Annotated in this window: 23 protein-coding genes; 6 read left to right on the forward strand and 17 right to left on the reverse strand. The window is 67.2% G+C overall.

Features of this window, described 5'->3' with window-relative positions; translation table 11 throughout:
- Positions 1 to 113 precede the first annotated feature (113 nt).
- Positions 114 to 584 carry a PEGA domain-containing protein gene (locus JL11_RS02485; protein ID WP_054766772.1) on the forward strand — a complete coding sequence of 157 codons (471 nt, stop codon included), beginning with the start codon at positions 114 to 116 and terminating at the stop codon, positions 582 to 584.
- The gene (locus tag JL11_RS02490) at positions 584 to 1114 is read left to right on the forward strand and encodes a hypothetical protein (protein ID WP_156314137.1); all 531 of its coding nucleotides are present in this window, start codon (positions 584 to 586) and stop codon (positions 1112 to 1114) included. Before JL11_RS02485 ends, JL11_RS02490 begins: the two co-directional genes overlap by 1 nt.
- Before the next feature lie 43 nt (positions 1115 to 1157).
- Here JL11_RS02490 and JL11_RS02495 read toward each other — a convergent pair whose 3' ends face one another.
- From JL11_RS02495 to JL11_RS02505, 3 genes are read right to left on the reverse strand one after another with little or no spacing between them, the layout of a single operon-like run.
- On the reverse strand, positions 1158 to 1934 hold the full coding sequence (locus JL11_RS02495; protein ID WP_054764261.1) for a sulfite exporter TauE/SafE family protein: 777 nt from the start codon (positions 1932 to 1934) through the stop codon (positions 1158 to 1160).
- Positions 1935 to 1949: 15 nt separating this feature from the next.
- Positions 1950 to 2405: an RrF2 family transcriptional regulator gene (locus JL11_RS02500; protein WP_054764262.1), complete on the reverse strand. Its 456-nt coding sequence runs from the start codon at positions 2403 to 2405 to the stop codon at positions 1950 to 1952.
- Between the two features lie 45 nt (positions 2406 to 2450).
- Positions 2451 to 3128, reverse strand: a complete 678-nt coding sequence (locus tag JL11_RS02505; protein ID WP_054764263.1) for a response regulator — start codon at positions 3126 to 3128, stop codon at positions 2451 to 2453.
- Positions 3129 to 3315: 187 nt separating this feature from the next.
- On the opposite strand from JL11_RS02505, the gene prfA reads away from it, so the two are divergent.
- Entirely contained in the window at positions 3316 to 4383 is a 1068-nt protein-coding gene (prfA, locus tag JL11_RS02510) for a peptide chain release factor 1 (RefSeq protein WP_054764264.1), read from the forward strand.
- 149 nt (positions 4384 to 4532) lie between these two features.
- On the opposite strand, the gene JL11_RS02515 is transcribed toward prfA, so the two are convergent.
- The 10 genes from JL11_RS02515 to JL11_RS02560 all read right to left on the reverse strand — a co-directional run bounded on the left by JL11_RS02515 (position 4533) and on the right by JL11_RS02560 (position 17767).
- The gene (locus JL11_RS02515) at positions 4533 to 4877 is read right to left on the reverse strand and encodes a hypothetical protein (RefSeq protein WP_197273337.1); all 345 of its coding nucleotides are present in this window, start codon (positions 4875 to 4877) and stop codon (positions 4533 to 4535) included.
- 225 nt (positions 4878 to 5102) lie between these two features.
- A complete protein-coding gene (gene odhB, locus JL11_RS02520) occupies positions 5103 to 6608 on the reverse strand; it encodes a 2-oxoglutarate dehydrogenase complex dihydrolipoyllysine-residue succinyltransferase (RefSeq protein ID WP_054764266.1) in 1506 nt (501 codons plus the stop codon).
- A 39-nt stretch (positions 6609 to 6647) separates the two neighbouring features.
- Positions 6648 to 9659, reverse strand: coding sequence for a 2-oxoglutarate dehydrogenase E1 component (locus tag JL11_RS02525; protein WP_054764267.1), 3012 nt, complete (start codon positions 9657 to 9659; stop codon positions 6648 to 6650).
- A gap of 256 nt (positions 9660 to 9915) precedes the next feature.
- Complete coding sequence (gene sucD, locus JL11_RS02530; protein ID WP_054764268.1) at positions 9916 to 10818, reverse strand: succinate--CoA ligase subunit alpha; 903 nt, start codon at positions 10816 to 10818, stop codon at positions 9916 to 9918.
- 18 nt (positions 10819 to 10836) lie between these two features.
- Positions 10837 to 11259, reverse strand: coding sequence for a PIN domain-containing protein (locus JL11_RS02535; protein ID WP_082382563.1), 423 nt, complete (start codon positions 11257 to 11259; stop codon positions 10837 to 10839).
- Complete coding sequence (locus tag JL11_RS02540) at positions 11243 to 11500, reverse strand: ribbon-helix-helix protein, CopG family (protein ID WP_054764270.1); 258 nt, start codon at positions 11498 to 11500, stop codon at positions 11243 to 11245. Before JL11_RS02540 ends, JL11_RS02535 begins: the two co-directional genes overlap by 17 nt.
- A 71-nt stretch (positions 11501 to 11571) precedes the next feature.
- Complete coding sequence (locus JL11_RS02545; protein ID WP_156314138.1) at positions 11572 to 12456, reverse strand: hypothetical protein; 885 nt, start codon at positions 12454 to 12456, stop codon at positions 11572 to 11574.
- A 117-nt stretch (positions 12457 to 12573) separates the two neighbouring features.
- On the reverse strand, positions 12574 to 13764 hold the full coding sequence (gene sucC, locus JL11_RS02550) for an ADP-forming succinate--CoA ligase subunit beta (RefSeq protein ID WP_054764271.1): 1191 nt from the start codon (positions 13762 to 13764) through the stop codon (positions 12574 to 12576).
- Positions 13765 to 13851: 87 nt separating this feature from the next.
- Complete coding sequence (locus JL11_RS02555; protein ID WP_054764272.1) at positions 13852 to 15378, reverse strand: spinster family MFS transporter; 1527 nt, start codon at positions 15376 to 15378, stop codon at positions 13852 to 13854.
- 142 nt (positions 15379 to 15520) lie between these two features.
- A complete protein-coding gene (locus JL11_RS02560; RefSeq protein ID WP_054764273.1) occupies positions 15521 to 17767 on the reverse strand; it encodes a TonB-dependent receptor in 2247 nt (748 codons plus the stop codon).
- A 324-nt stretch (positions 17768 to 18091) separates the two neighbouring features.
- Here JL11_RS02560 and JL11_RS02565 point away from each other — a divergent pair, with 324 nt between their 5' ends.
- Positions 18092 to 18853, forward strand: a complete 762-nt coding sequence (locus tag JL11_RS02565; protein ID WP_054764274.1) for a TetR/AcrR family transcriptional regulator — start codon at positions 18092 to 18094, stop codon at positions 18851 to 18853.
- On the opposite strand, the gene JL11_RS02570 is transcribed toward JL11_RS02565, so the two are convergent.
- The gene (locus JL11_RS02570; RefSeq protein ID WP_054764275.1) at positions 18846 to 19370 is read right to left on the reverse strand and encodes a DUF2306 domain-containing protein; all 525 of its coding nucleotides are present in this window, start codon (positions 19368 to 19370) and stop codon (positions 18846 to 18848) included. The two genes, JL11_RS02565 and JL11_RS02570, sit on opposite strands and share 8 nt — an antisense overlap.
- Positions 19371 to 19532: 162 nt before the next feature.
- Between JL11_RS02570 and JL11_RS02575 the strand changes: the two genes are divergently transcribed.
- A complete protein-coding gene (locus JL11_RS02575) occupies positions 19533 to 20297 on the forward strand; it encodes a LytTR family DNA-binding domain-containing protein (RefSeq protein ID WP_054764276.1) in 765 nt (254 codons plus the stop codon).
- A gap of 34 nt (positions 20298 to 20331) precedes the next feature.
- Here the strand turns inward: JL11_RS02575 and JL11_RS02580 are convergent, their stop codons facing one another.
- A complete protein-coding gene (locus tag JL11_RS02580; protein ID WP_054764277.1) occupies positions 20332 to 20781 on the reverse strand; it encodes a COG3650 family protein in 450 nt (149 codons plus the stop codon).
- A gap of 82 nt (positions 20782 to 20863) precedes the next feature.
- Here JL11_RS02580 and JL11_RS02585 point away from each other — a divergent pair, with 82 nt between their 5' ends.
- Positions 20864 to 22018, forward strand: coding sequence for a DNA cytosine methyltransferase (locus JL11_RS02585; protein ID WP_054764278.1), 1155 nt, complete (start codon positions 20864 to 20866; stop codon positions 22016 to 22018).
- 21 nt (positions 22019 to 22039) lie between these two features.
- On the opposite strand, the gene JL11_RS02590 is transcribed toward JL11_RS02585, so the two are convergent.
- On the reverse strand, positions 22040 to 22399 hold the full coding sequence (locus tag JL11_RS02590) for a DUF1318 domain-containing protein (protein ID WP_054764279.1): 360 nt from the start codon (positions 22397 to 22399) through the stop codon (positions 22040 to 22042).
- 33 nt (positions 22400 to 22432) lie between these two features.
- Positions 22433 to 22621 carry a YnbE family lipoprotein gene (locus JL11_RS02595; RefSeq protein ID WP_054764280.1) on the reverse strand — a complete coding sequence of 63 codons (189 nt, stop codon included), beginning with the start codon at positions 22619 to 22621 and terminating at the stop codon, positions 22433 to 22435.
- Positions 22622 to 22694: the final 73 nt, after the last annotated feature.

Consider the following 22694-nt stretch of genomic DNA (forward strand, 5'->3'; position numbering starts at 1 on the left):
TTACACACCCATAGATTGACGTTTTTCGCGTCAGGATTGACTACGCCGCCCCCAAGTGCAAGGTGAAGCCTATGGCCGCCTGGGGCGCGGGCCTGTCTTCTCCTGGGGGTTTCATGATTTCCGACTTCATAACGCGCGCCGGCGTGCGCGCCTTCCTGCTCGCCGGCGTGGCCTTCTCCTTGCCCGCCTGCGCCACCGTGACGCGCGGCTCCAGCCAGCAGTTCACGGTTCAGAGCACGCCGCCGGGCGCGCAGGTCAGCACCTCGAACGGCTTCGAATGCCAGGCTACGCCCTGCACCTTCCGCATGCCGCGCAAGGATGCATTCCGCATCACCGTGTCCAAGGACGGCTATGTTTCGCAGACCTATGACATCACCAGCAGCGTGTCAGGCGCCGGCGGCACGGCCATGGCGGGCAACATTCTGATCGGGGGCCTGATCGGCGGGGCGATCGACGCCACCTCGGGCGCCATGAATGATCTGAAGCCCAATCCGCTGATCGTCACCCTGCGCACCCCGGCCGAAGAAGCCGCCGCACGCGCCGCCGCGCCCGCCGCAGGCGCCCAGGCGGCGACCCAACAATGATGTTGCGTCGTCTCGCCATGGCCGGCTGCGCGGCCGGGTTCTTAGGCGTAGCCGCCTGCGCCAGTCCGTCCAACCCCGCCATGATGACCCTGCCGGCCACCGCCGGTCTGACCGCCTCTTCAGGCGATCTGGGCTATCGCTCGGTGACGACCGTGACCGTTTCCGGCGGTCAGGCCACCAATCCGATGTGGACGTCCCAAGTTTCCAACGCCGACTTCAAGACGGCGCTGGAGAATTCCCTAGCCGCCGCCGGCTACATGGGAAGCGAAGGGCCGCCCATGATGGTCGCGGCCTCTCTGATCGACCTGAAGCAGCCCCTGGCGGGCTTCGACATGTCGGTGACGAGCCAGGTCCGCTACACGGTGTCCCAAGCAGACCGCACCGTCTTCGATGAAACGGTGGCCGCCACGGGGACGGCGACCATGGGCCAGGCCTTCATGGGGGTCGAACGTCTGCGGATGGCGAACGAGGCGTCCATTCGCGAAAACATCAAGGCCTTCCTGACCCGCTTCCGCGCCCGCGCGCGTTAAGCCGCCTTTCGGCGACGGCGGCCCGCCGCCGTCGCCCCTCGCTTCAGATGACCTTGAACAGCCTCAGCGCCTGATAGCCCGCCGACAGCAGAACCACGGCCCCGACCCCATAGGTCAGCACTCGGCGCGGCGCGATCCGCGCGATAATCCCGGCGAAGGGTGCGGCGATCAGCCCGCCCAGGATCAGGCCCAGCACCGCCATGGCGTGGGTGGCGACGCCCTCGGCCTGGTCCCAGTGGCCGGTCAGCAGGGCCGCCAGGAAGGTGGCGGAGATGGCGGAGGTGACGAAGAACTCGGCCGTATTGGTGGTGCCGATCGAGGCGCGGGGGTCCTGGCCGGATCCGACCAGGGTGGTGGTGACCGTCGGGCCCCAGCCGCCGCCGCCGATGGCGTCGAAGAAGCCGCCGACAAGGCCCAGAGGCCCGGCGAACTTTCGCGGGAAGAGGCGCTCGCGGGTCTGGCGAGTTGCACGCCAGATGATGACGACGCCCATGACGGCCAAATAGGCGGTGATCCAGGGCTTGATCAGATCCCCGTCAATGCTGGTGAGGACGAAGGCGCCCAAGCCTCCCCCGACCACCCCGCCCAAGGCCAGGGGGGTGAAGAGTTTCCAGTTCACATTCCTGTTGACCGTATGGGAGCCCGCCGAAGCGGCCGTGGTGAAGACTTCGGCCGCGTGAACGCTGGCCGAGGCCGTCGCGGGCGGCACGCCGAATGAAAGCAGGACGGTGGAGGAGATCACCCCATAGGCCATGCCCAGGGCGCCGTCGACGACCTGGGCCAAGAACCCGACGCACAGAAACAGCAGGAAGTCTTGCATGGCCCCTCCAGAGGGTCACGAGGTTGGGGCTTTATCTCCTACTGGGTCAATAGGAGAAAACTTCGCAGCGGCTTGCAGAAGGGTTCGCGTCTCGAAAACGGCGGCGACGGCGTCGCGCCCGTCCTGCAGCACCGGGCGAAGCGGACAGGTGTCCAGGTCGGGACAGGTTTCACAAGGCCCGAAGGCGGTGCGGGATGCGCAGGGCGCGAGCGCCAGAGGGCCTTCCAGCGCTCGGATCACATCGGCGAAACTGATGCGGTCGGCCGGCGCGGCCAGGGCGTAGCCGCCGGTCCTCCCGCGTTTGGACACGAGCAGATGCCGCCGACGCAGGTCCAGCAATATGGCTTCCAGGAACTTTCGCGGCGCCGCGGCGGCCTCGGCGATCTCGCCGATGGTGGCGGGCCCCCCGCCCGGCAGGCCGGCGAGATGCACCATGGCGCGGAGGGCGTAGCGGGATCGGTTCGACAGCATGCCGTCTGATCGCCCGCCCACCGGCCGGACGCAAGCGCCTCGCTGTCAGTCCTCGCGTCGCCTACCGGCCAGGGCCGCCAGAATCTGCGCCCCCGTATAGGGTTTGAACACGACAGTCTCGGCCGGATCGGCGCGGCGGACCGCCTCGACGTCACCCGACGTCAGCACCACCCGCATGTCCCAGCGTCGTTTCAATCGCTCCGCCAGTCCCCTTCCCGTCGCCCCGTCCGACAGATTGACGTCCAACAGGGCGGCGTCGATGGCGTGCAGCGCCGCGGCCGCCTCAGCCGGCGCCGCGCTGTGGAACGGCCCGACCACCCTGTGCCCGGCCTCGGTCAGAAGCTCGGTCAAGGCGGCTGCGGCGTCTGGATCGTCTTCAACGACCAGCACCGTCAGTGGGCCTGTTTCCACGGGGGCTGGGGTCTGGGTCGGCGCAGGGGCCGGTTCGGCGACCGGTTGGTCCGACGCCCGCCCCACCGTCCGGCTGATGACGGCGCGCAGATCGCGCCAGACCATGGCGGCGGTACGGTCGACGGCCAGGCCGTATCGAACCGCCAGGGCATCCAGTTCGCGCCTGCGGCTCGGCGACAGATCGCCCCCTCGCTCCGCCAGGCGCCGGTCGTAGAGGCGGCAGAGTTCCTCCACGTCATGATCGACCGACGGTTCCGCCGACCGGATGGGGTAGGGGGTTTCAGAAGCGCGATGGGGCAGGCGGTCGAACATGGCGTCCTTCTCACAGCGTCGGCGACTCCACGGCCAGCTAAACCCGGACCATGACGTTCGCCACCTCGGCTGACGCCATCGTTATCATAGTTCACGAACCCGGCGCCGGGCGGCGTTGCGATGATCGACATCGCCCCCCCAGGCGGGCTAAGGACGGCCCCTCTCATTGTCCCAGGATGGTTCCGCCTTGCGTCTGCCCCAGGCCCGTCTCGATCAGGTGCTCGACCGTTTCCACGAGGTGGAGGCCCGGATGGGCGCGGCGACCGACGGGGCCGAGATCGTCCGCCTGTCCAAGGAACACGCCGAGCTGAAGCCCGTCGCCGACGCGGTCCAGGGCCTGGCCCGGCTCCGCGCCGAAATGGCCGATCTGGAGGTGATGGCGTCCGACCCCGAAATGGCCGCCATGGCCCAGGAGGAGCTGCGCGACCTGACCGAGCGCCTGCCGCAGTTGGAGCGCGACGTGGCCCTGCTGCTGGCCCCGCGCGACGCCGATGAAAACGCCTCGGCCGTGCTGGAGGTCCGCGCCGGCACCGGCGGAGACGAGGCGGCCCTGTTCGCCGGCGACCTGTTCCGCATGTATTCGCGCTACGCCTCCACCCGGGGCTGGCGGGTGGAGATCGACAGCGTCTCCGAGGGCGACGCCGGCGGCTACAAGGAAATCGTCGCCACCGTCACCGGCGAAGGCGTCTTCGGCCGGCTGAAGTTCGAGAGCGGCGTCCACCGGGTCCAGCGCGTGCCGACCACCGAGGCCGGCGGCCGCATCCACACCTCGGCCGCCACCGTCGCCGTCCTGCCCGAGGTCGAGGACGTCGAGATCGAGATCCGCGACCAGGACATCCGCATCGACACTTTCCGCAGCTCCGGCGCGGGGGGCCAGCACGTCAACAAGACCGACTCGGCCGTGCGGATCACCCACCTGCCGACCGGCATCGTCGTCACCTCGTCCGAAAAGTCCCAGCACGTGAACCGGGACAAGGCGATGAAGAACCTGCGCGTCCGCCTGTACGACATGCAGCGCCAGGCCAAGGATCTGGCCCGCGCCGACTCGCGCAAGTCCCAGGTGGGATCGGGCGACCGGTCCGAACGGATCCGCACCTACAACTTCCCGCAAGGGCGGGTGACCGACCACCGGATCGGCCTGACCCTGCACAGCCTGCCCCAGGTGCTGGAGGGCGACATCGACCCCCTGCTGGACGCCCTGATCGCCGAGGACCAGGCCGCCCGCCTTGCGGACCTGGAGGCCGAGTTCGGCTAGGCCTGGTCTTCGCCTGGGTCCGCGTCGTCCGCGCCTCCCCTGGGCGCGGGATCGGGCTCGGTTTCTTTAACGATGATCGGGTGCGACCCTGCCGGGGCCTTGCCGCCCTTGCCAAATTGTCGTCGCAGCCACGTCCAGGCCGCCCCTATTCAGCCCAGCACGCCGACCGTCGGGAGCCAAAGGACGATCCCGGTGGCGGCGGTGTAGCCGGTAAAGGCGTAGACTGACTGGCGGCGTCCGCTGACGGCCTCAGGCTCCCCGATACGAGAGACATGATCGGTCCAGAGCAGGTACAGCGCCTGGACCGTCCATCCCGCCATGAAGGCGACGACAGCCCAGCCGCTGAGGGCCGCCAGGGCTGCGCCAGAAAGCATGACCAGCACACCGGCCAGAACAATCACGCTATCGCCGAACTGCTCGGCGACGGGGATGGCGACCAGGTCCGACAAGGCCCTTTGCAGACGCCAGTTGAGCCAGGCCTGATACAGAAGCATCAGACCGCCCAAGACGTAGAACACCCCTATCGCGCGCGCCGCCCATTCCATGGCGAGAATAGGGCGCGCCTTTTGGGCGGTTTGTCAGTGCGGAAGAACCCGTAGTCACGCAATGACTCCACCTCTGACGTCGCCAAGACACAAACGTCGATATTCGACACTACGGGCTCGGCCCGACATCAGGCCCAACAAAAAAGGCGGCGAAATCGCCGCCTTTTCAGTTTCTTACAGGTCCAGCAGGGCCCGCTGCGGGTCTTCCAGCAGCTCCTTGATCCGGACCAGGAAGGTCACGGCCTCCTTGCCGTCGACGATGCGGTGGTCATAGCTGAGGGCCAGATACATCATCGGCCGGATCTTGACCTCGCCGTTGATGGCCATCGGACGCTGGACGATGTTGTGCATGCCCAGGATGCCGGACTGCGGCGCGTTCAGGATCGGGGTCGACATCAGCGACCCATAGGTGCCGCCGTTGGTGATGGTGAAGGTGCCGCCTTGCAGCTGATCCATGGTCAGATCGCCGTCGCGGGCCGCCTTGCCCAGGGCGCCGATGCCCTTTTCGATACCGGCCAGGCTCAGGGTGTCGGCGTCGCGCAGCACCGGCACCACCAGGCCCTTGTCGGTGCCGACGGCGACGCCGATGTCATAGTGGTTCTTGTAGATGATGTCCGTGCCGTCGATCTCGGCGTTGACTGCGGGGATTTCCTGAAGCGCGGCGACCACCGCCTTGGTGAAGAAGGACATGAAGCCCAGCTTCACCCCGTGGCGCTTCTCGAAGACTTCCTTGTACTGGGCGCGCAAGGCCATGACGTTGGTCATGTCCACCTCGTTGAAGGTGGTCAGCTGGGCGGCCGTATTCTGGGATTCCTTCAGGCGACGGGCGATGGTCTGACGCAGGCGCGTCATCTTCACCCGCTCCTCGCGCGGGGCCAGAGCGCGCGGGGCCGAAGGTGCGGCGGCCGGCGCCGGAGCGGCCGCAGCGGCCCCGATCGCGGCGATGGCGTCGCCCTTGGTGATATTGCCCTTGGGTCCGGTGGCGGAAATCGCCTTGGGATCCAGGTTGTTTTCAGCGACCACGCGCTGGACGGCCGGCGAAAGGGTCTCGTTCTTCACCTGGGCCGAACCGGTATTGGCCGGAGCGGCGACCGGCGCCGGGGCGGCGGCGGCGGGCGCAACAGCGGCCGCGCCGGAGCCCGACACCGAACCGATCTTCTGGCCCGGCGTGACGGTCGCGCCTTCGTCGGCGGCGATGGTCAGGACCCCGTCGGCGGGCGCCGACACCTCGACGGCCACCTTGTCGGTCTCGATCTCGACCAGCAGTTCATCCTTCTTGACCGCCTCGCCGCTCTTCTTGAGCCACTTGCCCATCGAGCCCTCGGCGACGCTTTCGCCCATCACCGGCACGGTGATGTCGATGCTGGAAGCGGCGGCGGCTGCAGCCGCCTTGGCCTCGCCCTTGGCGGACTTGGCGGGAGCAGCGGCCGGGGCGGCGGCCGCGCCCCCTTCGGTCACCGAACCCAGGACCGTGCCGGGAACCACGGTGTCGCCCTCGGCGGCGTTGATCGCGCCCAAAACGCCGTCGGCCGGAGCCACGACTTCCAGAGAGACCTTGTCGGTCTCCAGTTCGACGAGCAGTTCGTCCTTCTTGACCGCGTCGCCGACCTTCTTGGTCCATTTCGCGATGGTGGCTTCGGTGACGGATTCACCGAGGGCGGGGGTCAGGATGTCGGCCATGTCGGGTCCAGCTGTCTCTAGGTCTGTCTTAAACGCTTATCAGGCGAAGGCTTCGTTGGTGAAGGCCTCGAGCTCCTTCAGGTGCCGGCTCATCAGGCCGGCGGCCGTGGAGGCCGAGCCGGGCCGTCCGACATAGCGGGCGCGCTTGGCCGCGACGTCCAGCTTGTCCAGCGTCAGCTCCAGCCACGGATCGACGAAGGTCCAGCCGCCCATGTTCTTCGGCTCTTCCTGGCACCAGACCAGCTCGGCCTTCGGGAAGCGGGCCAGTTCCTTGCGCAGCGACTGGATCGGCCACGGATAGAACTGTTCCAGACGCAGAATGTAGACGTCGTCCACCGCCTGGCCTTCCTTCATCTTCTTCTCGCGCACGTCCAGCAGGTCGTAATAGACCTTGCCCGAGCACAGGATCACGCGGCGGATGTCCTTGTCCGCCTTGATCTTGATCCCGGCGACCTCGGGGCGGGTCTGGGCGTCGTCGTGCAGCACGCGGTGGAAGGACGAACCCTCGGCCAGGTCGCGCAGCGGCGAGACCGCCTTCTTGTGCCGCAGCAGCGACTTGGGCGTCATCAGGATCAGCGGCTTGCGGAACGGCCGGTGCATCTGGCGACGCAGGATGTGGAAATAGTTGGCCGGGGTCGTGCAGTTGGCGACCTGGATATTGTCCTCGGCGCAGGCCTGGAGGAAGCGCTCCAGGCGGGCGGAGGAGTGTTCCGGCCCCTGGCCTTCATAGCCGTGCGGCAGCAGCATGGTCAGGCCGCTCATCCGCAGCCACTTGCGTTCCCCGGAGGTGATGAACTGGTCGATCACCACCTGGGCGCCGTTCACGAAGTCGCCGAACTGGCCTTCCCACAGCACCAGGGTGTTCGGGTCGGCCAGCGAATAGCCGTACTCGAAGCCCAGCACCGCCTCTTCCGACAGGGCCGAGTCGATGACCTCGAAATTGGCCTGGCCTTCACGCAGATTGTTCAGCGGCATGTACCGCTCTTCGGTCGTCTGGTCGATGATGCCCGAGTGGCGCTGGGAGAAGGTGCCGCGCACCGAATCCTGTCCGGACAGGCGCACGGGGAAGCCCTCGTCCACCAGTGAGGCGAAGGCCAGGCTTTCGGCCGTGGCCCAGTCCAGGCCCTCGCCGGTCGAGACCGCTTCGCGGCGAGCCTCGATGACCCGCTTCAGCGTCTTGTGCATGTCGACGCTGTTCGGAATGGTGGTCAGGCGCGCGCCCAGGTCCTGAAGCTTGGCCAGGGGCACCGCCGTATCGCCGCGCAGCTCTTCCTTGGCGGCGCCCATGCCCTTCCACTGGCCGTCCAGCCAGTCGGCCTTGTCCGCCTTGAAGGTCTTGCCGGCCTCGAACTGTTCGTCGAGGAATTTCTCGAACCGCTCGATCTCGGCGTCGACCTCGGCCTGGGAGATCACGCCTTCAGCGATCAGGCGCTGCGAATAGAGTTCGCGCGTCGAGGGCTGGGCGCGGATCTTCGAATACATCAGCGGCTGGGTGAAGGTCGGGTCGTCGCCTTCGTTGTGGCCGAACCGGCGATAGCAGAACATGTCCACCACCGCGTCCTTGTGGAACTTCTGGCGGTATTCCGTCGCCACCTTGGCGGCGAAGACGACCGCTTCCGGATCGTCGCCGTTCACGTGGAAGATCGGCGCCTGGACCATCAGGGCGACGTCCGACGGATAGGGCGACGAGCGCGAGTTCCGCGGGCTGGTGGTGAAGCCGATCTGGTTGTTGATGACGAAATGCAGGGTGCCGCCGGTGCGGTAGCCCTTCAGCCCCATCAGGGCGAAACATTCGGCCACCACGCCCTGGCCGGCGAAGGCGGCGTCGCCGTGGATCAGCAGGGGCACGACCTTGGAGCGGTCCAGCGCCCATTCGGCCTCGGGCTTGCCGGCGTTGGCCTCACGGATGTCGAAGGCCTGTTTGGCGCGCGCCTTGCCCAGGACGACCGGGTTGACGATTTCGAGGTGCGACGGGTTGGCGGTCAGCGACAGGTGGACATGGTTGCCGTCGAACTCGCGGTTCGATGAAGCGCCCATGTGATATTTGACGTCGCCCGAGCCCTCGATGTCGCTGGGCACGGCCGAGCCGCCCTGGAACTCGTGGAAGATGACCTTGTAGGGCTTGCCCATGACGGCGGCCAGCACGTTCAGGCGGCCGCGGTGGGCCATGCCCAGCACCACCTCGTCGACGCCCAGATTGCCGCCGCGCTTGATCACCTGCTCCAGGGCCGGGACCATGGCCTCGCCGCCGTCCAGGCCGAACCGCTTGGTGCCGGGGAAGCGTTTGTGCAGGAAGCGCTCGAAGCCCTCCGCCTCGATCAGCTTGTTCAGGATGGCCAGCTTGCCTTCCTTGGTGAAGGCGTTCTGCTCGAACTTGTCCGGCCCCTCGAACCGCTGCTGAAGCCAGGCCTTCTCCTCCGGCTCGGCGATATGCATGTACTGGATGCCGATATTGCCGCAGTAGGTGCGCTTCAGAATGTCCAGCACCTGGCGGATGGTGCCGGTCTGCAGGCCCAGCACGCCGTCCAGGAAGATCGGCCGATCCAGGTCGGCGCCGCTGAAGCCGTAGAATTCCGGCGTCAATTCAGGATTTTCCACCGGCTGTTCGATGCCCAGCGGGTCCAGATTGGCCTGGAGGTGGCCGCGCACGCGATAGCTGCGGATCAGCATCAGGGCGCGGATGGAATCGTGGGCGGCGGCGCGGATCGCCTCGGGCGAGGCCTCGGCCGGCGCGGCCTTGGAGGCTGCGGGCGCCGGGGCGCCGGGCTTCTTGGGATCAGGCTTGGGCGCCGGCCAGCGGCCGTCGAACACGGCGGTCGCCTCGGTCGGCTCGGCGACGGCGGCGCGGCCCCAGCCGCCGGCCTCGGCCGAGGCCTTCACGGCGGCGGCGTTGTCGCGCAGCTGGTCGAAGAAAGCCTTCCATTCCGCCGAGACCGAGCCGGGATCATTGGCCCATTTCTCGTGCAGCTCCTCGATATAGGCCGCGTTGGACCCGTAGAGGAAGGAGGTCTCGGCAAAGACCTGGTTCAGCCGACCCGCATCGTCCGCCATTGTTCTCGTCTATTCCCTGGCCCCTGCGGACACATCTCCGTGAGGGGCGCGCCCGTCATATAGGCCCGCTTTCCTTATGGGTCATGACCGAAACGGGGCAATTCGGTGAGAAATTGGTCGCATGCCGAAAGAAAAACGCCCCCGGCCGAAACCAAGGGCGTCCATTTCTGCGTCACACGGCATTTTGATGCCGCGAAGGCGCTCAAGCAGCGAGCCGCCGCGCGGCGAGCGGAGCGCCCGCGCGCAGCGCGAAGCCTCAGCCCTTCAGCACTTCCACCAGGGTCTTGCCCAGACGGGCCGGCGATTGCGACATGCGGATGCCGGCGGCCTCCATCGCCGCGATCTTGGATTCCGCATCGCCCTTGCCGCCCGAGACGACGGCGCCGGCGTGGCCCATGGTGCGGCCCTTGGGCGCCGTGCGACCGGCGATGAAGCCGGCCATCGGCTTCTTGCGGCCCTTCTTGGCCTCGTCGATCAGGAACTGGGCGGCGTCTTCTTCCGCCCCGCCGCCGATTTCACCGATCATGATGATCGAGGTGGTCTCCGGATCGGCCAGGAACATCTCCAGCACGTCGATGAACTCGGTGCCCTTGACCGGGTCGCCGCCGATGCCCACGGCCGTGGTCTGACCCAGGCCCTCATTGGTGGTCTGGAACACGGCCTCATAGGTCAGGGTGCCCGAACGCGACACGATGCCGACCGAGCCCTTCTTGAAGATATTGCCCGGCATGATGCCGATCTTGCACTCGTCCGGCGTCAGGACGCCCGGGCAGTTGGGGCCCAAGAGGCGCGAGTTGGAGCCTTCCAGCCGGCGCTTGACCTTGACCATGTCCATCACCGGAATGCCCTCGGTGATGCAGGTGATGAAGGGGATTTCGGCGTCGATGGCTTCGATGATGGCGGCGGCGGCGCCCGACGGCGGGACATAGATGACCGAGGCGTCGGCGCCCGTGGCGTCCTTGGCTTCGGCGACCGAGGCGTAGATCGGCAGGGTTTCGCCGTGCGAGCCCGTCCAGTTCGTGCCGCCCTTGGTCGGGTGAACGCCGGCGACCATCTGGGTGCCGTGATAGGCCAGGGCCTGTTCGGTGTGGAAGCCGCCGGTCTTGCCGGTCAGGCCCTGGACGATGATCTTGGTGTCTTTGTTGACGAGGATGGACATGGGGTCTCGCTGGTTGGGTTAGGCGGGAAGGAAGGGGTTTTCGACACGGACCGACCCATAGGTCTGACCGTGATTGAGGTCTTCGGAATAGAGCACCTTGGCGCCCAGCCGTTCGGCGGCGGCGATGATGGTGCCGTCCCAGTAGGAAATCATGTAACGCTGGGCGTTCTCGATACCGCTGCGGACCACCCTGTAGTCGATGGGCTGGAAGGGCTTCTTGGACAACCGAAACACCCACTCCTGCGCCTCCTCCGGAGTCAGAGGGCGCGCACCCTTGCGTTGGACGGTGACATAGAATTCGGCCAGAACCTGACCCGAGGTGCCGAAGCGTCGGGTCAGAAGCTCAAGCGCACGATCGTACTTCGCCGGTTCATCGACAGAACCGAGCGCGGCGTAGATCAGGATGTTGGTGTCCAGGAAGACGTCAGCGCCAGCGATCAAAACGAGGCTCGCCGCTATATGCATCTTCTCTGGCGGGGCGCCAGTCGCCCATCCGGCCTTCGCTTTCGCGGGCCAGCTTCAGCAAGGCTTCGGTCGCCTCGTCGTGTTCCGTCTCTTCCTCGACCAGTCGAGCCAGGAAACCGCGCACCATCTCATTGACGCTGGTCCGCTTCATAGCGGCCAGAACACGCACCTTGTCGAGCAGGGCGTCATCTATGGCGAGGGTGATGTTGCGGGTCATGTTCGCGAGCGGGCGGCTTACACGGGTTATGTGGAGCACATAGGCCGCGTGGACAGACCAGGCAAGCCCGGTCAGATATTCAGTAACAACCCGAGCCGTCGCAAGATCGCCTGCTGCCAGGGTTTCAGGGCGTAGAGGTCCGCGAACAGGGCGGCTTCCTCACCCGCTTCTCGCGCCTGAACATAGGCCGCCTGCTGGCGGCGGCGACGGCGCCCCATTTCGGCGGTGTCGCCCGCCGCGACGCGCCGGTCCCACTTGGCCCGCCAGGCGTCCAAGCCGATGGCGTCGTGATGCAGCAGCCAGGCCGTGCGCCCCGTCCCGGGATCGCGCGCCCGCGCCGCCTTCAACGGCCGGTCCCCGCGCTTGGACTCATGGATGCAGACCATGACGTCAGGCAGGCCACGCCGCACCGCGTGCTTGCCCATGTGATGCGCCAGAAGACCACGAACGAAGAAGCGCCCGCGTCCCGGATAGATCAGGTCTGCGAACTGGTCCGACAAAGGGCCGTGATAGGGTTTGCGCGCCAGCGTGGCTCCATACTCGCGCGTCAGGTCGTCGCCGGCCCGCCACACCGCCTCGAGCGAGGGGAAGATGACCGCCTCGCGTTCGGCCGCCACGGTGCCGAGCACAGCGGACACGTCGACATCGCCCAGGATCATCTCGTCGATGTCCACGACCAGCAGCCAATCGGAGGCCAGGGTGGAATAGGCCTCGGCATAGACGACCCTCTGGCGATCCTCGACCGCCTGGGGCCGACCACCGCGCGTCGCCCAGAAGGCCGCGTCGCAGACTATAAGATCCTTGGGATCGAGCCCGACCTGGACCGGGTCAGGTGCATCCTCGCCGTCGAAATAGATTCTGATCCGCGCCGGGTGCTTAGCCCGATAATGGTCGGTGAAGGCCGCGAGATGACGCGCGGGCGCCAAAGCCATCGCGACCACTTCGAAATCCGGCAAGGCTCCCTCCGTCCATAGGCGACGACTATGGCGGGGCGTCGCAGCCCTCCGCAACGAGAAACGGCGACGCTGCAAGCAGCGCCGCCGTCAGAGCCATCAAAGACGGTCTCTTGACGTTTAGCCGACCGCCGCGACGATCTTCTGGGCGGCGTCGTCCAGATCATCGGCGGCCTGGATGGTCAGGCCCGACTCGTTCAGGATTTTCTTGCCCAGTTCGGCGTTGGTGCCTTCCAGACGCACGACCAGCGGCACCTTCAGGCCCACTTCCTTCACGGCCGCGACCACGCCCTCGGCGATGACGTCACACTTCATGATGCCGCCGAAGATGTTGACCAGGATGCCCTGGACGTTCGGGTCGGCGGTGATGATCTTGAAGGCCGCCGCGACCTTCTCCTTGCCCGCGCCGCCGCCGACGTCGCAGAAGTTGGCCGGCTCCTTGCCGTACAGTTTGATGATGTCCATCGTCGCCATGGCCAGGCCGGCGCCGTTGACCATGCAGCCGATGTTGCCGTCCAGCGAGACATAGGCCAGGTCCCACTTGGAGGCTTCGATTTCCTTGGCGTCTTCCTCGGTCTCGTCGCGCAGGGCCTTGATGTCGTCGTGGCGGAACAGGGCGTTGCCGTCGAAGCTGACCTTGGCGTCCAGGACGCGCAGATGGCCGTCCTTCATGACGATCAGCGGGTTCACCTCCAGCATGTCCATGTCCTTCTCGACGAAGGCCTTGTACAGGGCGGGGAACAGCGACTTGCCGTCTTCGGCTGCGGCGCCCGTCAGGCCGTAGGCGGCGTTGATGGCGGCGACGTCGGCGTCGGTCACGCCCGTGGCGGGGTCGATGACGATGTTCTGGATCTTCTCGGGCGTGTCGTGGGCGACGGTTTCGATGTCCATGCCGCCCTCGGTCGAGACGACGAAGGCGATGCGGCCATAGGCGCGATCAACCAGCAGCGAGCAATACAGTTCACGATCAATGTCGGCGCCGTCTTCGATATAGAGGCGGTTGACCTGTTTGCCGGCCTCGCCCGTCTGGGCGGTGACCAGGGTGTTGCCCAGCATCTCCTTGGCGTGGGCGACGACTTCCTCGATCGAGAAGGCGAGGCGCACGCCGCCCTTGGCGTCGGCCGGCAGTTCCTTGAACTTGCCCTTGCCGCGGCCCCCGGCGTGGATTTGCGACTTCACCACATAGAGCGGGCCAGGCAGTTGCTTGGCGGCGGCCTCGGCCTGATCGGCCGAGGTGATGGGCACGCCTGCGGCGACGGGGGCGCCGAAGCCCTTGAGAACCTGCTTGGCCTGATATTCGTGGATGTTCATGGAGACCGCCGCAATCTTTGCTGGGAAGAGTTTGCGGGGCTTATAGGCCCCGCGCCTTCGCAGGTGCAACCGTCTGATTATGACCCTTCAGTCCACCCAGTCCCGCTTCAGCGTCCGCGAGGCCCCAAACAGCAGAATGGCCGCCAGCACATAGAAGCTCATGCCGGTGTAGATGGCCCACCTCAGGCTCTCCTCTCCGAACCGGGGCGCCAGGAGGTCGCTCATCCAGCCGAAATAGTAGAAGCCGACCGCGATCCCCAGCAGATTGTTGATCAACAAAAACAGGGCCGAGGCGGTGGAGCGCATGGCCGCCGGGACCAGATGCTGGACCGCCGCCGTGATCGGCCCCAGCCAGGCCAGGTTCAGCCCCGTGGGCAGAAGAAAGATCAGGAAGGCCAGGATCAGCTGCTGCGCATGGCTGCCCCCGCCCGGCAGGACCAGGCCGATCAGCCAGGGGGAGTTCATCGCCAGAATGAAACAGGGCGCCGAGATCAGAAAGGCCACGGCCGGGGTCAGGGGATAGGCGCCCTTGCCCTTCTTCGACAGCTTGTCGGCGATCATTCCGCCCAGCCAAATGCCCAGGAGGCCGCCGATCAGGGCGATGCCCGAATAGTACCAGCTGGTCTGGCGCAGGCTCAGGTCGAAACTGCGCATGAAGAAGAGGGGCAACCAGCCGGCGACGCCGTAGCCGCAGACGGACGACGAGGCTGCGCCCAAGGCCAGCAGCCAGAAGCTGGGCTTCTTGATCACCACCGATGCGGTGCGCCGCGCCACCATCAAGGAGGCGCCGATCACCCCAGCCAGCAGGCCGCCGAAGCCGAGCACCAGCGGATTGCCGAGCGACAGACCCAGCAGCCAGTCCAGCCCCCCCAGGACCAGAAGACCGGCGCCCAGGCCCAGCATGATCTGGGCCGCGATCTTGCCCGCCCGATCCGTCCCGACCGGCGAGGCGGCCAGAGCCGCGACCTGGGCTTCGGTCTTCACTGCATCGGTTCCGCCGCGCTTGGGATCCTTGACCGTCAGCCGCAGCAGGGGCGCGACCAGCAGACCCGACAGGCCGACGACGATGAAGGCCGTGCGCCAGCCGTAGGTCGCCGCCAGCAGTCCCCCAACCAGGGTGCCCGCGGCCATGCCCAGCGGAATCCCGAAGGCGAAGGCGGCCAGGGCCCGCGCTCTCTGATGCGGCGGGAAATAGTCGGCGATCAGCGAATAGGCCGGCGCCACCCCGCCCGCTTCGCCCACGCCCACGCCCATCCGGCACAGGAACAGCTGGCCGAACGAGCCGGCTATGCCGCACAGGGCGGTGAAGCCCGACCAGACGGCGAGCGCCCCGGTCATGATCCACACCCGGCTGAACCGGTCGGCCAGCCAGGCCAGGGGAATGGCCAGGGTCGAATAGACCGAGGCGAAGGCGATGCCGCCCAACAGACCGAACTGGCTGTCGGACATGCCGAACTCTTCCTTCAGCGGCGCGGCCAGGATGCCGATGATCTGCCGGTCCAGGAAGTTCAGCATGTAGATCAAGATCAGCACCGCCAGCACATAGTAGCGGTAGCCGGGCCGCTCAGGCCGCTCGGGCCGCGCATCCTGGACCGTCAGCGTCTCCGTCGTCATCGGCGTTTCCCCTCGGCGTCTTGTTGTTCGTTGCGGAGAGCCTAGCCGCAAGTCCGCCCTGTGCAAAATAGGCCTGGCGGAGCGAAAAGGGGCGGCGGCCCGGAGACCGCCGCCCCTCGTCGTCAGGCGTGATGAATGGGGATCAGAACTTCAGACCCAGGGTCGCCGTGACGGTGCGCGGCGGGCCGTAGAAGCCGATGATCGAGTCGCCGGTCAGGGCGCCGGGGAAGGTGTAGCCGCCGACGCGATAGCGTTCGTCGCCCAGGTTCTTGCCGTGGACGCCGAAGGTCAGGCGGTCATCGGACGAGGTCCAGACGATGCTGGCGTCATACATCCAGTAGGCATCCTGATCGAGCAGCGGCGCGGGCGTCTCGAACTGTTGGTAGGCACCGCGATAGGCGATCGACGGGATGAAGGCGATCGACGAGCCGTTCTCCATGACCCAGTTGTAGTTGGCCGAGATCGATCCGGTCCATTCCGGCGTGTTCTGGAAGTCGCGCTGCGACGACACATCGACGAAACAGCCGACAACTGTGGGGCAGGTCGTGTTCAGCGGGCCTGTCGGGATGTAGGCCAGGAACTCGTCGAACTTGGCGTCGATGTAGCTCAGCGAGGCGTTGAACGTCAGGGCGTCGGTGGCGCGCAAGCGGCCTTCGAACTCCCAACCGCGGATCGAGGACGAGCCGACATTGTCCACCACCGAGGCGATCGTCGCGCCGGCCGGATACTGGGTCGTGATCTGCTGGTTCTCGTAGCTGGAATCGAAGATCGCGGTGGCGAAGGTCAGGCGACGATCCAGCAGCGAACCCTTCAGCCCGATCTCGTAGGTCTCGACCGTTTCCGGCGCATAGCCGTTGACGGTGGCGGGATACAGGACCGCATCGCCGCGCATGTCGAAGCCGCCCGATTTGAAGCCCTCGCCCCACGAGGCATAGGCCGTCAGGTCGGGGCCGAACTTGTAGTTGACCGCGATGCGGGGCGTGAACTTCTCGAACTCGCGCGTGCGGGTGTAGTTGGTGCGGGGAGCCTCGCCCAAGAACGGCACGGCAGTCGTATTGCCGAAATAGGGGCTGCGGATACCCAAGTAACGCTGACGGAAGACCGTACCTTCTTTCTCGTCCTTGGTGAAGCGACCGCCGACCGAGACCGACAGGGCGTCGGTGACGTCATAGGAGAAGTCGGCGAAGACGGCGTAGCTCTTGGTCGCCACCGAACCCGAGGTCAGGGTCGTCAGATTGGCCAGACCCACGACGGTGTCGAACGCGCCAGAGGCGTTGGCGTCCATATAGTAGACGCCGGCGACGCCGTTCAGACGGCCCGCGCTGACCAGAACCTGGAATTCCTGGCTGAACTGGTCGTCGTCATAGGCGGCGGGGATGTCGAGGATGGGCTGGGGCAGGTTGTCGAAGTCGATATTGCCGCGCGTCAGGCCTTCACGATAGGCGGTGATCGACTTGAAGGTGAACATGTCGCTCATCTCCCACTCGCCGGTCAGCGACACGCCGCGCGTCTGGACGCGGTTCTTGTCGCCGGCGCCGGCGTTGGTGTCATAGACATCGGCGGGCGACGGGGCGAACTCGCGGTGGCCGTGGCGCGCGTTGGAGTCGTCGTTCACCAGATCGCCGGCCAGACGGAAGAACAGGCTGTCGGTCGGGCTCCACTCCGCGCTGGCGCGGAAGGCGGTCACGTCCTTGTTGTAGTGTTCGTTGCCGGTGTTCAGGTTCTTGCCGTAGCCGTCGCGTAGATAGCGGGCCAAGGCGGCCGAGACCTTGAACTCGTCGCTGAAGGGCAGTTGGGCGCTGGCGATCACGTCGCGCTGGTTATAGCTGCCGTAGGAGGCGCGCAGGCGTCCCTCGGGCTCGTCGGCATTGATGCGGCTGGTCACGTATTTGATGGCGCCGCCGATGGTGTTGCGGCCATAAAGCGTGCCTTGCGGTCCGCGCAGCACCTCGACCCGCTCCACGTCGAAGATGTCCAGAACGGCGGCCTGCGGACGGGCCACATAGACGTCGTCGATATACAGGCCGACGCCGGGATCGAAGCCCCACAGCGGATCCTGCTGGCCCACGCCGCGAATGAAGGAGATAAGGGTCGAGTTCGAGCCCCGCGCGGCGTTCAGCGTCAGGCTGGGCGTCGAGCGCGCCAGTTCGGTGATGTCCAGGGCGCCGCGCGCCTCAAGCTGTTCGCCGGTGACGGCGGTCACGGCGACAGGCACATCCTGCAGGCTTTCCGCGCGGCGGCGCGCGGTGACGACGATGTCGTCGACGGTGGCGGCGTCCTGAGCATTCGCGGCCTGAGCGGTCGCCTCCGCGTCCTGGGCGACCGTGGCCCCCGCCAGCACGCCCCACGCCGCGCCGGCCAGCAGCGCGCACTTCACATGACGATTCATGATCCTTAACCCCTTTGTCGTTTCCAGCCTGGTTGACGCTTTTATTCAGCGTTCAATGATTTTCTTGAACCTGACCCGGTTTCGACCGTCTGTCAAACCCCGGGGCTGCCGCAACGTCGTCATCCGCCCACACGGACCGTGCAGCGTGGCGCCGTTGCACCGGCGCCGGCCCTGGCCTAGAGCCTGATCCGTTGAGGAGGAACCGCTTCGCGGTTCCGCTGAAACGGTGAATCAGGCTCCAGATTAAAGCGAGAGCATGATTCACGCTTCTGTCGGAACCGCAAAGCGGTTCCGTCCGAAACGATCATGCTCTAGCGTCGCCGCATGAGCCAGATCCCCGCCGCGCCCCGTCCCGTCGCCGCCGCCCGGCGCAAGACGGCCGCGCCGGATGCGACGCCTGCGCGGCGCGGCCGTCCGCCCAAGGCCCAGGCCAAGGCGGCGGGTGAAACCCGCGACCTGATCTTGGATGCGGCCGAGGATCTGTTTTCCAAACACGGCTTCTACGGCGTCACCATCCGCGAGGTGGCGCGCGAGGCCGGCGTCGACACCGCCCTGGTCCACTATTATTTCGGAGCCAAGCGAGACCTGTTCGACGCGGTCTTTCTGCGTCGCGCCGAGGTCTGGAACAATGAACGGGTCGCCGCCATCAACCGTTACGCCGCCCAGGCTGAGGAGACCGGTCAGCCCATGACGCTGGAGGGGCTGCTGGAAGCCTTTCTGCGACCGCCGTTCGAATGGTCGCTCAAGGGCGGGCCGGGTTGGAAACACTATTCCGCCCTGGTGGCCCAGACCAACGCCAACCCGACCTTCGGCGGCGAAACCATGGCCCGGTATTTCGACCCGGCCATCCGGCGGCTGATCGAACTGATCGCCCAGGTCCTGCCCGAGGCCAGCGAGGTCGATCTCTACTGGGGCTATCACAATCTGTCGGGCGCCCTGACCCTGACCCTGGGCGAGACCGGACGTCTGGACCGACTGTCGGGCGGTCGCGCCCGATCCGGGGATCTTCAGACGGCCGGCGACTATATGGTCCGGTTCGCGGCGGCCGGCTTTCGCGCCGTGGCGGGGCTGTCGCCTTCTAGCTGAAGAAGACCGCCCACATCAGCCGGCCCGGCAGGAAGGTCAGAAGGCCCGCCACGATCAGTCCTCCGACGAACATGGAGGTCATGGCCCGCCGATGGGCCTGCACCCTATGGCGGCGGGCGGCGTAGACCGCCATGGGCAGGCCGACCACCGTCCAACCGCTGAGCAGATGGATCAAGGACAGGCCCGCAGGCCCGCCGGGATTGATGGCGTGAATGAAGAAGGAGCTGATCGCCGTCGTTCCCATGGCCAGCACCCAGGCCCAGCCCAGCGTCCGGTGCAGCCGCGTGCCCTTTATCCCCGCGAGCAGCACGGTCCCGATCCCCAGGGCCGTCAGGGCGGCCGCCACATGGACCTGGATCGCCGTCGGCGCCGCAGCCAAGAGGTCCAGCTTCGGCGCGTGCGGACGGAAGCCCAGCCGTGCGATCTGACCATCGTCTCGTGTCAGATAGAAGAGGATCGGAACGCCGAGCAGGAGAAGACCGGCGGCGGACGGCAGATGACGGGCGAGGCGGGACATGGGACGAAGGCTCCGGGAAAACTCGCCCCCTTCCTGACGGGGCTGCGATCGCCGCGCACCCGCCTCTGCGCGAACGACCACATCGACTTCGCGAACGTCCGCCCCCTTCCGCCCTGAAGGAAATCATGGTTTCAGATCGGCCTTGGAAGACAGAAGGCCCTCATGACGTCACCCGCCGCCGACCGCCGTCGAACCTTTCTGCGCGGGCTTGTCGTGGCTGTCCTGGTCGGCGTCTTCCTGGCCTCGACCGGCGCCTTCGGCAGCGCCGGCGCGCCCTATCTGGAACGTCTGGCCTATTGGGTTCTGGTGATGATCCTGGGCGGCCTTTGGGGCCACCTGTGCAGCGGTTTGGTCACGCGCTTCATCGACGTGGACGACCGGCCGTGGCTGACGGTCGGCCTGATGACGGCAGTCATCACCGGCCCGCTGAGCCTGATCGTCTGGGCCGCGACGGGCCTCTTCTTCGCCCAGCGGCTTTACCCGCTGTCCGCCCTGCCCCAGCTGTTCGGCCCGGTCCTGATCGTCACCCTGGCGGTGACGACGGTCAATGTCTTCCTGGGCCGCGCCCAGCCGGTTCAGACCCACGCCGCGCCCTCCAGCCAGCCGACCCGTCCGGCGCGCTTTCTGGATCGCCTGCCGCCCAGGCTGAAGGGCGCGACCCTCTACGCCGTTCAGGCCGAGGACCACTATCTGCGCCTTCACACCGATCGCGGCTCGGACCTGATCCTGATGCGCCTGTCCGACGCGGTCGAAGAGTTGGAGGGACTGGAAGGCGCCCGCACCCACCGCAGCTGGTGGGTGGCCCGTTCGGCCGTGCGCGGCGTCGAACGCGGCGACGGCCGCGCCACCCTGACCTTGGAGGGCGGGCTGAACGTCCCGGTCAGCCGCCGCTACGCCCGCACCCTGCGCGAAGCCGACTGGTGGTGAGGCGGGCGTCTGGCGCCTATGGCGGAAGCCGGCTTCAGGGGGCCGGCTCCGCCTCCAGAGCCGCCACCGAAGCGGCGCAGCCGGTCAGGGTGTCGTCGCCGATCTCGACCTTGGCCGTCAGCGGATAGGTGCGATCGCTCATGCCGTCCGAACATTCGGTAGCGATCAGGACGACGTTGAGCGCTTCGTTCAGATCGGTCGAGGTGGCGTAGGTGGCGACCGTACCCTGCACCGTGGCGCCCCGGTTCGGCGCATGCTGCGCCGGTTGATCCACACGGGTATAGGTCAGGCCGTCCGGCGTGATTTCGACGCTCCAGAAGGGTTCGGTTCCGAGAGCGCGCACCGGCTTGCCCAGATCGACGCCCGCCAGGACGGGGGCCGGCTCGGGCGGCGGCGCCGCCTCCGGCGTCTGATCCTTGCGGTCATAACAGCCGCCCACCAGGGTCAGGACGGCCGCCGTCAGGGCGGGGGCGATCGGACGCATGCACAGCCTCTTTTTGATTCGCCCCGCAAGTGTGGGCGACATCCTCTTCGGTCAAGGGCGGCGGCTGAGTTATGGTGCGGGAATGTCGATTCGCCTGACCGCATACGAGTTCTTCGCCGGCGGCGGTTTGGCCGGCCTGGGCCTGAACGGGGCCAATCCCGGCGGCGTCTCGGGAATAGAGACCGTCTTCGCCAATGACATGGACCGGGCCAAGGCGGCCGCCTTCACGGCCAATCATCCACGGGTCCCCTTCCATCTCGGCGACGTCTGGGACCTGACGACGGCGGACCTGCCCGGCGCGCCGGACCTGGCCTGGGCTTCGTCCCCCTGCCAGGACGTCAGCCTGGCGGGTGGGCGCGGCGGGCTGACGGCGGGGCGGTCCGGCGCCTTCTGGGGTTTCTGGCGTCTGATCGAGGGCTTGTCGCGCGAGGGACGCGCGCCCGGGATCATCGTTCTGGAGAATGTAATCGGTCTGTTGACCTCGGGCGCAGCGCAGGGCGAGGACTTCGCCGCCGTCTGCACGGCCATGGCGGCCGGCGGCTGGCGGATCGGGGCCTTGGAGATGGACGCCGCCCACTGGCTGCCCCAGTCGCGCCCGCGTCTGTTCGTCGTCGCCATGGCCGAAGAGATTGCTGCGGCGGCGCCGCAGACGCGCGCGCCGAACGGGCCTTTCCACTCGTCCCGGCTGATCGCGGCTGAGGCCCGTCTGCCGCAGGCGGCGCGTGACGCCTGGACCTGGTGGAGCCTGCCGGTCCCCTCGCGCCGCAATCTTGATCTCGACGCCCTGCTCGAACCGGACGAGACCGCCGTCTGGCTCGACGACGGCGAGGCGATCCTGGCCCTGGCCGCTCCGCTGCACCGCGCCCGGCTGGAGGCGGCGATCGCCTCGGGCCGGCGCACGGTCGGCGCGGCCTATCGCCGGGTTCGCCGAGAAAACGGCCGCAAGGTCCAGCGGCTCGAAATCCGGTTCGACGGCCTGGCGGGCTGCCTCAGAACGCCGGCCGGCGGTTCGTCGCGCCAATATGTCGTCGTCTGCGACGGGGGACGCGCCCGGGTGCGGCGGCTGACCGGCCGCGAAGCGGCGCGCCTGATGGGCGTGTCGGACGACTATCTGTTGCCGCCCAGCCAGAGCGCGGCCCTGAAGCTGATGGGCGACGCCGTCGCCGTGCCGGTGGTGCGCGCCCTGGCGGAGGGACTGCTGAAGCCCGCGCTTTCGGCGCGGCGGGCGGCGGCCTGAGGCGTCAGGTCGCCCAAGACCTCAGCGCTGGACCCACTGGCCCTGGGCGTTTCGATACCATTGGCCGGCCGGTATCCGGGGCAGAAGCTGGCTCTGGAACATCCGGGCCCCGGCCACGTCGGGGGTGGCGCCCGCCTCGGCGGCGCTGCGGGCGTAGGCGGCGCGGCGGCCGGCGTTGGTCGCTTCGACGGCCGCGCGCAGATCGGCGTCGGCGCTTGAGGTGCGGAAGCCCAGATAGCCGTCCGCCTGTTCACCCACGACCCCGGCGGCCTTGGCCTGATCGATCATGGCCTTCTGGGCGCTGGTCTGAGCCAGGGCGGCGCCGGCCATGGAGACGGCGGCGGCGACGGCGCCGACGGCGATAAATCTGCGAAAGCTCATGTCAGCCTGTCCTTTCAGGAAAAAGCGAGGCGATCAGAAGAGGTTGGGGTTCTGTTGCAGCAGCTGCTGCAACTCTTGATCCAGCCGGACGCGCACGTCTGCGTCCAATTTGGCGTAGATCTGGATGGGCGCAACCTCCAGACGGACCGTCGGGGCGCAGGCGGCGACGGCGGCGGCGGCGGCTCCGAGGCCCAGTCCGGCCAACTGGCGCTTGGTGATCATGGCTTAGACTCCGGCTCGATCAGGTTTGAAGATGCAATAGCACGGCTGCGCGTGAACGGTCTCTGAATGGCCG

It is taken from the genome of Brevundimonas sp. DS20, from assembly GCF_001310255.1.
Taxonomy (GTDB): domain Bacteria; phylum Pseudomonadota; class Alphaproteobacteria; order Caulobacterales; family Caulobacteraceae; genus Brevundimonas; species Brevundimonas aurantiaca.

Coding starts and splice junctions, on each gene's coding strand:
- JL11_RS02495 (WP_054764261.1), bottom strand. CDS start 1,934: ATGCAAGACTTCCTGCTGTTTCTGTGCGTCGGGTTCTTGGCCCAGGTC.
- JL11_RS02565 (WP_054764274.1), top strand. CDS start 18,092: ATGAGCCAGATCCCCGCCGCGCCCCGTCCCGTCGCCGCCGCCCGGCGC.
- JL11_RS02540 (WP_054764270.1), bottom strand. CDS start 11,500: ATGACCCGCAACATCACCCTCGCCATAGATGACGCCCTGCTCGACAAG.
- JL11_RS02580 (WP_054764277.1), bottom strand. CDS start 20,781: ATGCGTCCGATCGCCCCCGCCCTGACGGCGGCCGTCCTGACCCTGGTG.
- JL11_RS02585 (WP_054764278.1), top strand. CDS start 20,864: ATGTCGATTCGCCTGACCGCATACGAGTTCTTCGCCGGCGGCGGTTTG.
- JL11_RS02485 (WP_054766772.1), top strand. CDS start 114: ATGATTTCCGACTTCATAACGCGCGCCGGCGTGCGCGCCTTCCTGCTC.
- JL11_RS02590 (WP_054764279.1), bottom strand. CDS start 22,399: ATGAGCTTTCGCAGATTTATCGCCGTCGGCGCCGTCGCCGCCGCCGTC.
- JL11_RS02595 (WP_054764280.1), bottom strand. CDS start 22,621: ATGATCACCAAGCGCCAGTTGGCCGGACTGGGCCTCGGAGCCGCCGCC.
- JL11_RS02525 (WP_054764267.1), bottom strand. CDS start 9,659: ATGGCGGACGATGCGGGTCGGCTGAACCAGGTCTTTGCCGAGACCTCC.
- sucC (WP_054764271.1), bottom strand. CDS start 13,764: ATGAACATCCACGAATATCAGGCCAAGCAGGTTCTCAAGGGCTTCGGC.
- JL11_RS02575 (WP_054764276.1), top strand. CDS start 19,533: ATGACGTCACCCGCCGCCGACCGCCGTCGAACCTTTCTGCGCGGGCTT.
- JL11_RS02505 (WP_054764263.1), bottom strand. CDS start 3,128: ATGTTCGACCGCCTGCCCCATCGCGCTTCTGAAACCCCCTACCCCATC.
- odhB (WP_054764266.1), bottom strand. CDS start 6,608: ATGGCCGACATCCTGACCCCCGCCCTCGGTGAATCCGTCACCGAAGCC.
- JL11_RS02560 (WP_054764273.1), bottom strand. CDS start 17,767: ATGAATCGTCATGTGAAGTGCGCGCTGCTGGCCGGCGCGGCGTGGGGC.
- JL11_RS02490 (WP_156314137.1), top strand. CDS start 584: ATGTTGCGTCGTCTCGCCATGGCCGGCTGCGCGGCCGGGTTCTTAGGC.
- JL11_RS02515 (WP_197273337.1), bottom strand. CDS start 4,877: ATGCTTCTGTATCAGGCCTGGCTCAACTGGCGTCTGCAAAGGGCCTTG.
- sucD (WP_054764268.1), bottom strand. CDS start 10,818: ATGTCCATCCTCGTCAACAAAGACACCAAGATCATCGTCCAGGGCCTG.
- JL11_RS02500 (WP_054764262.1), bottom strand. CDS start 2,405: ATGCTGTCGAACCGATCCCGCTACGCCCTCCGCGCCATGGTGCATCTC.
- JL11_RS02570 (WP_054764275.1), bottom strand. CDS start 19,370: ATGTCCCGCCTCGCCCGTCATCTGCCGTCCGCCGCCGGTCTTCTCCTG.
- JL11_RS02555 (WP_054764272.1), bottom strand. CDS start 15,378: ATGACGACGGAGACGCTGACGGTCCAGGATGCGCGGCCCGAGCGGCCT.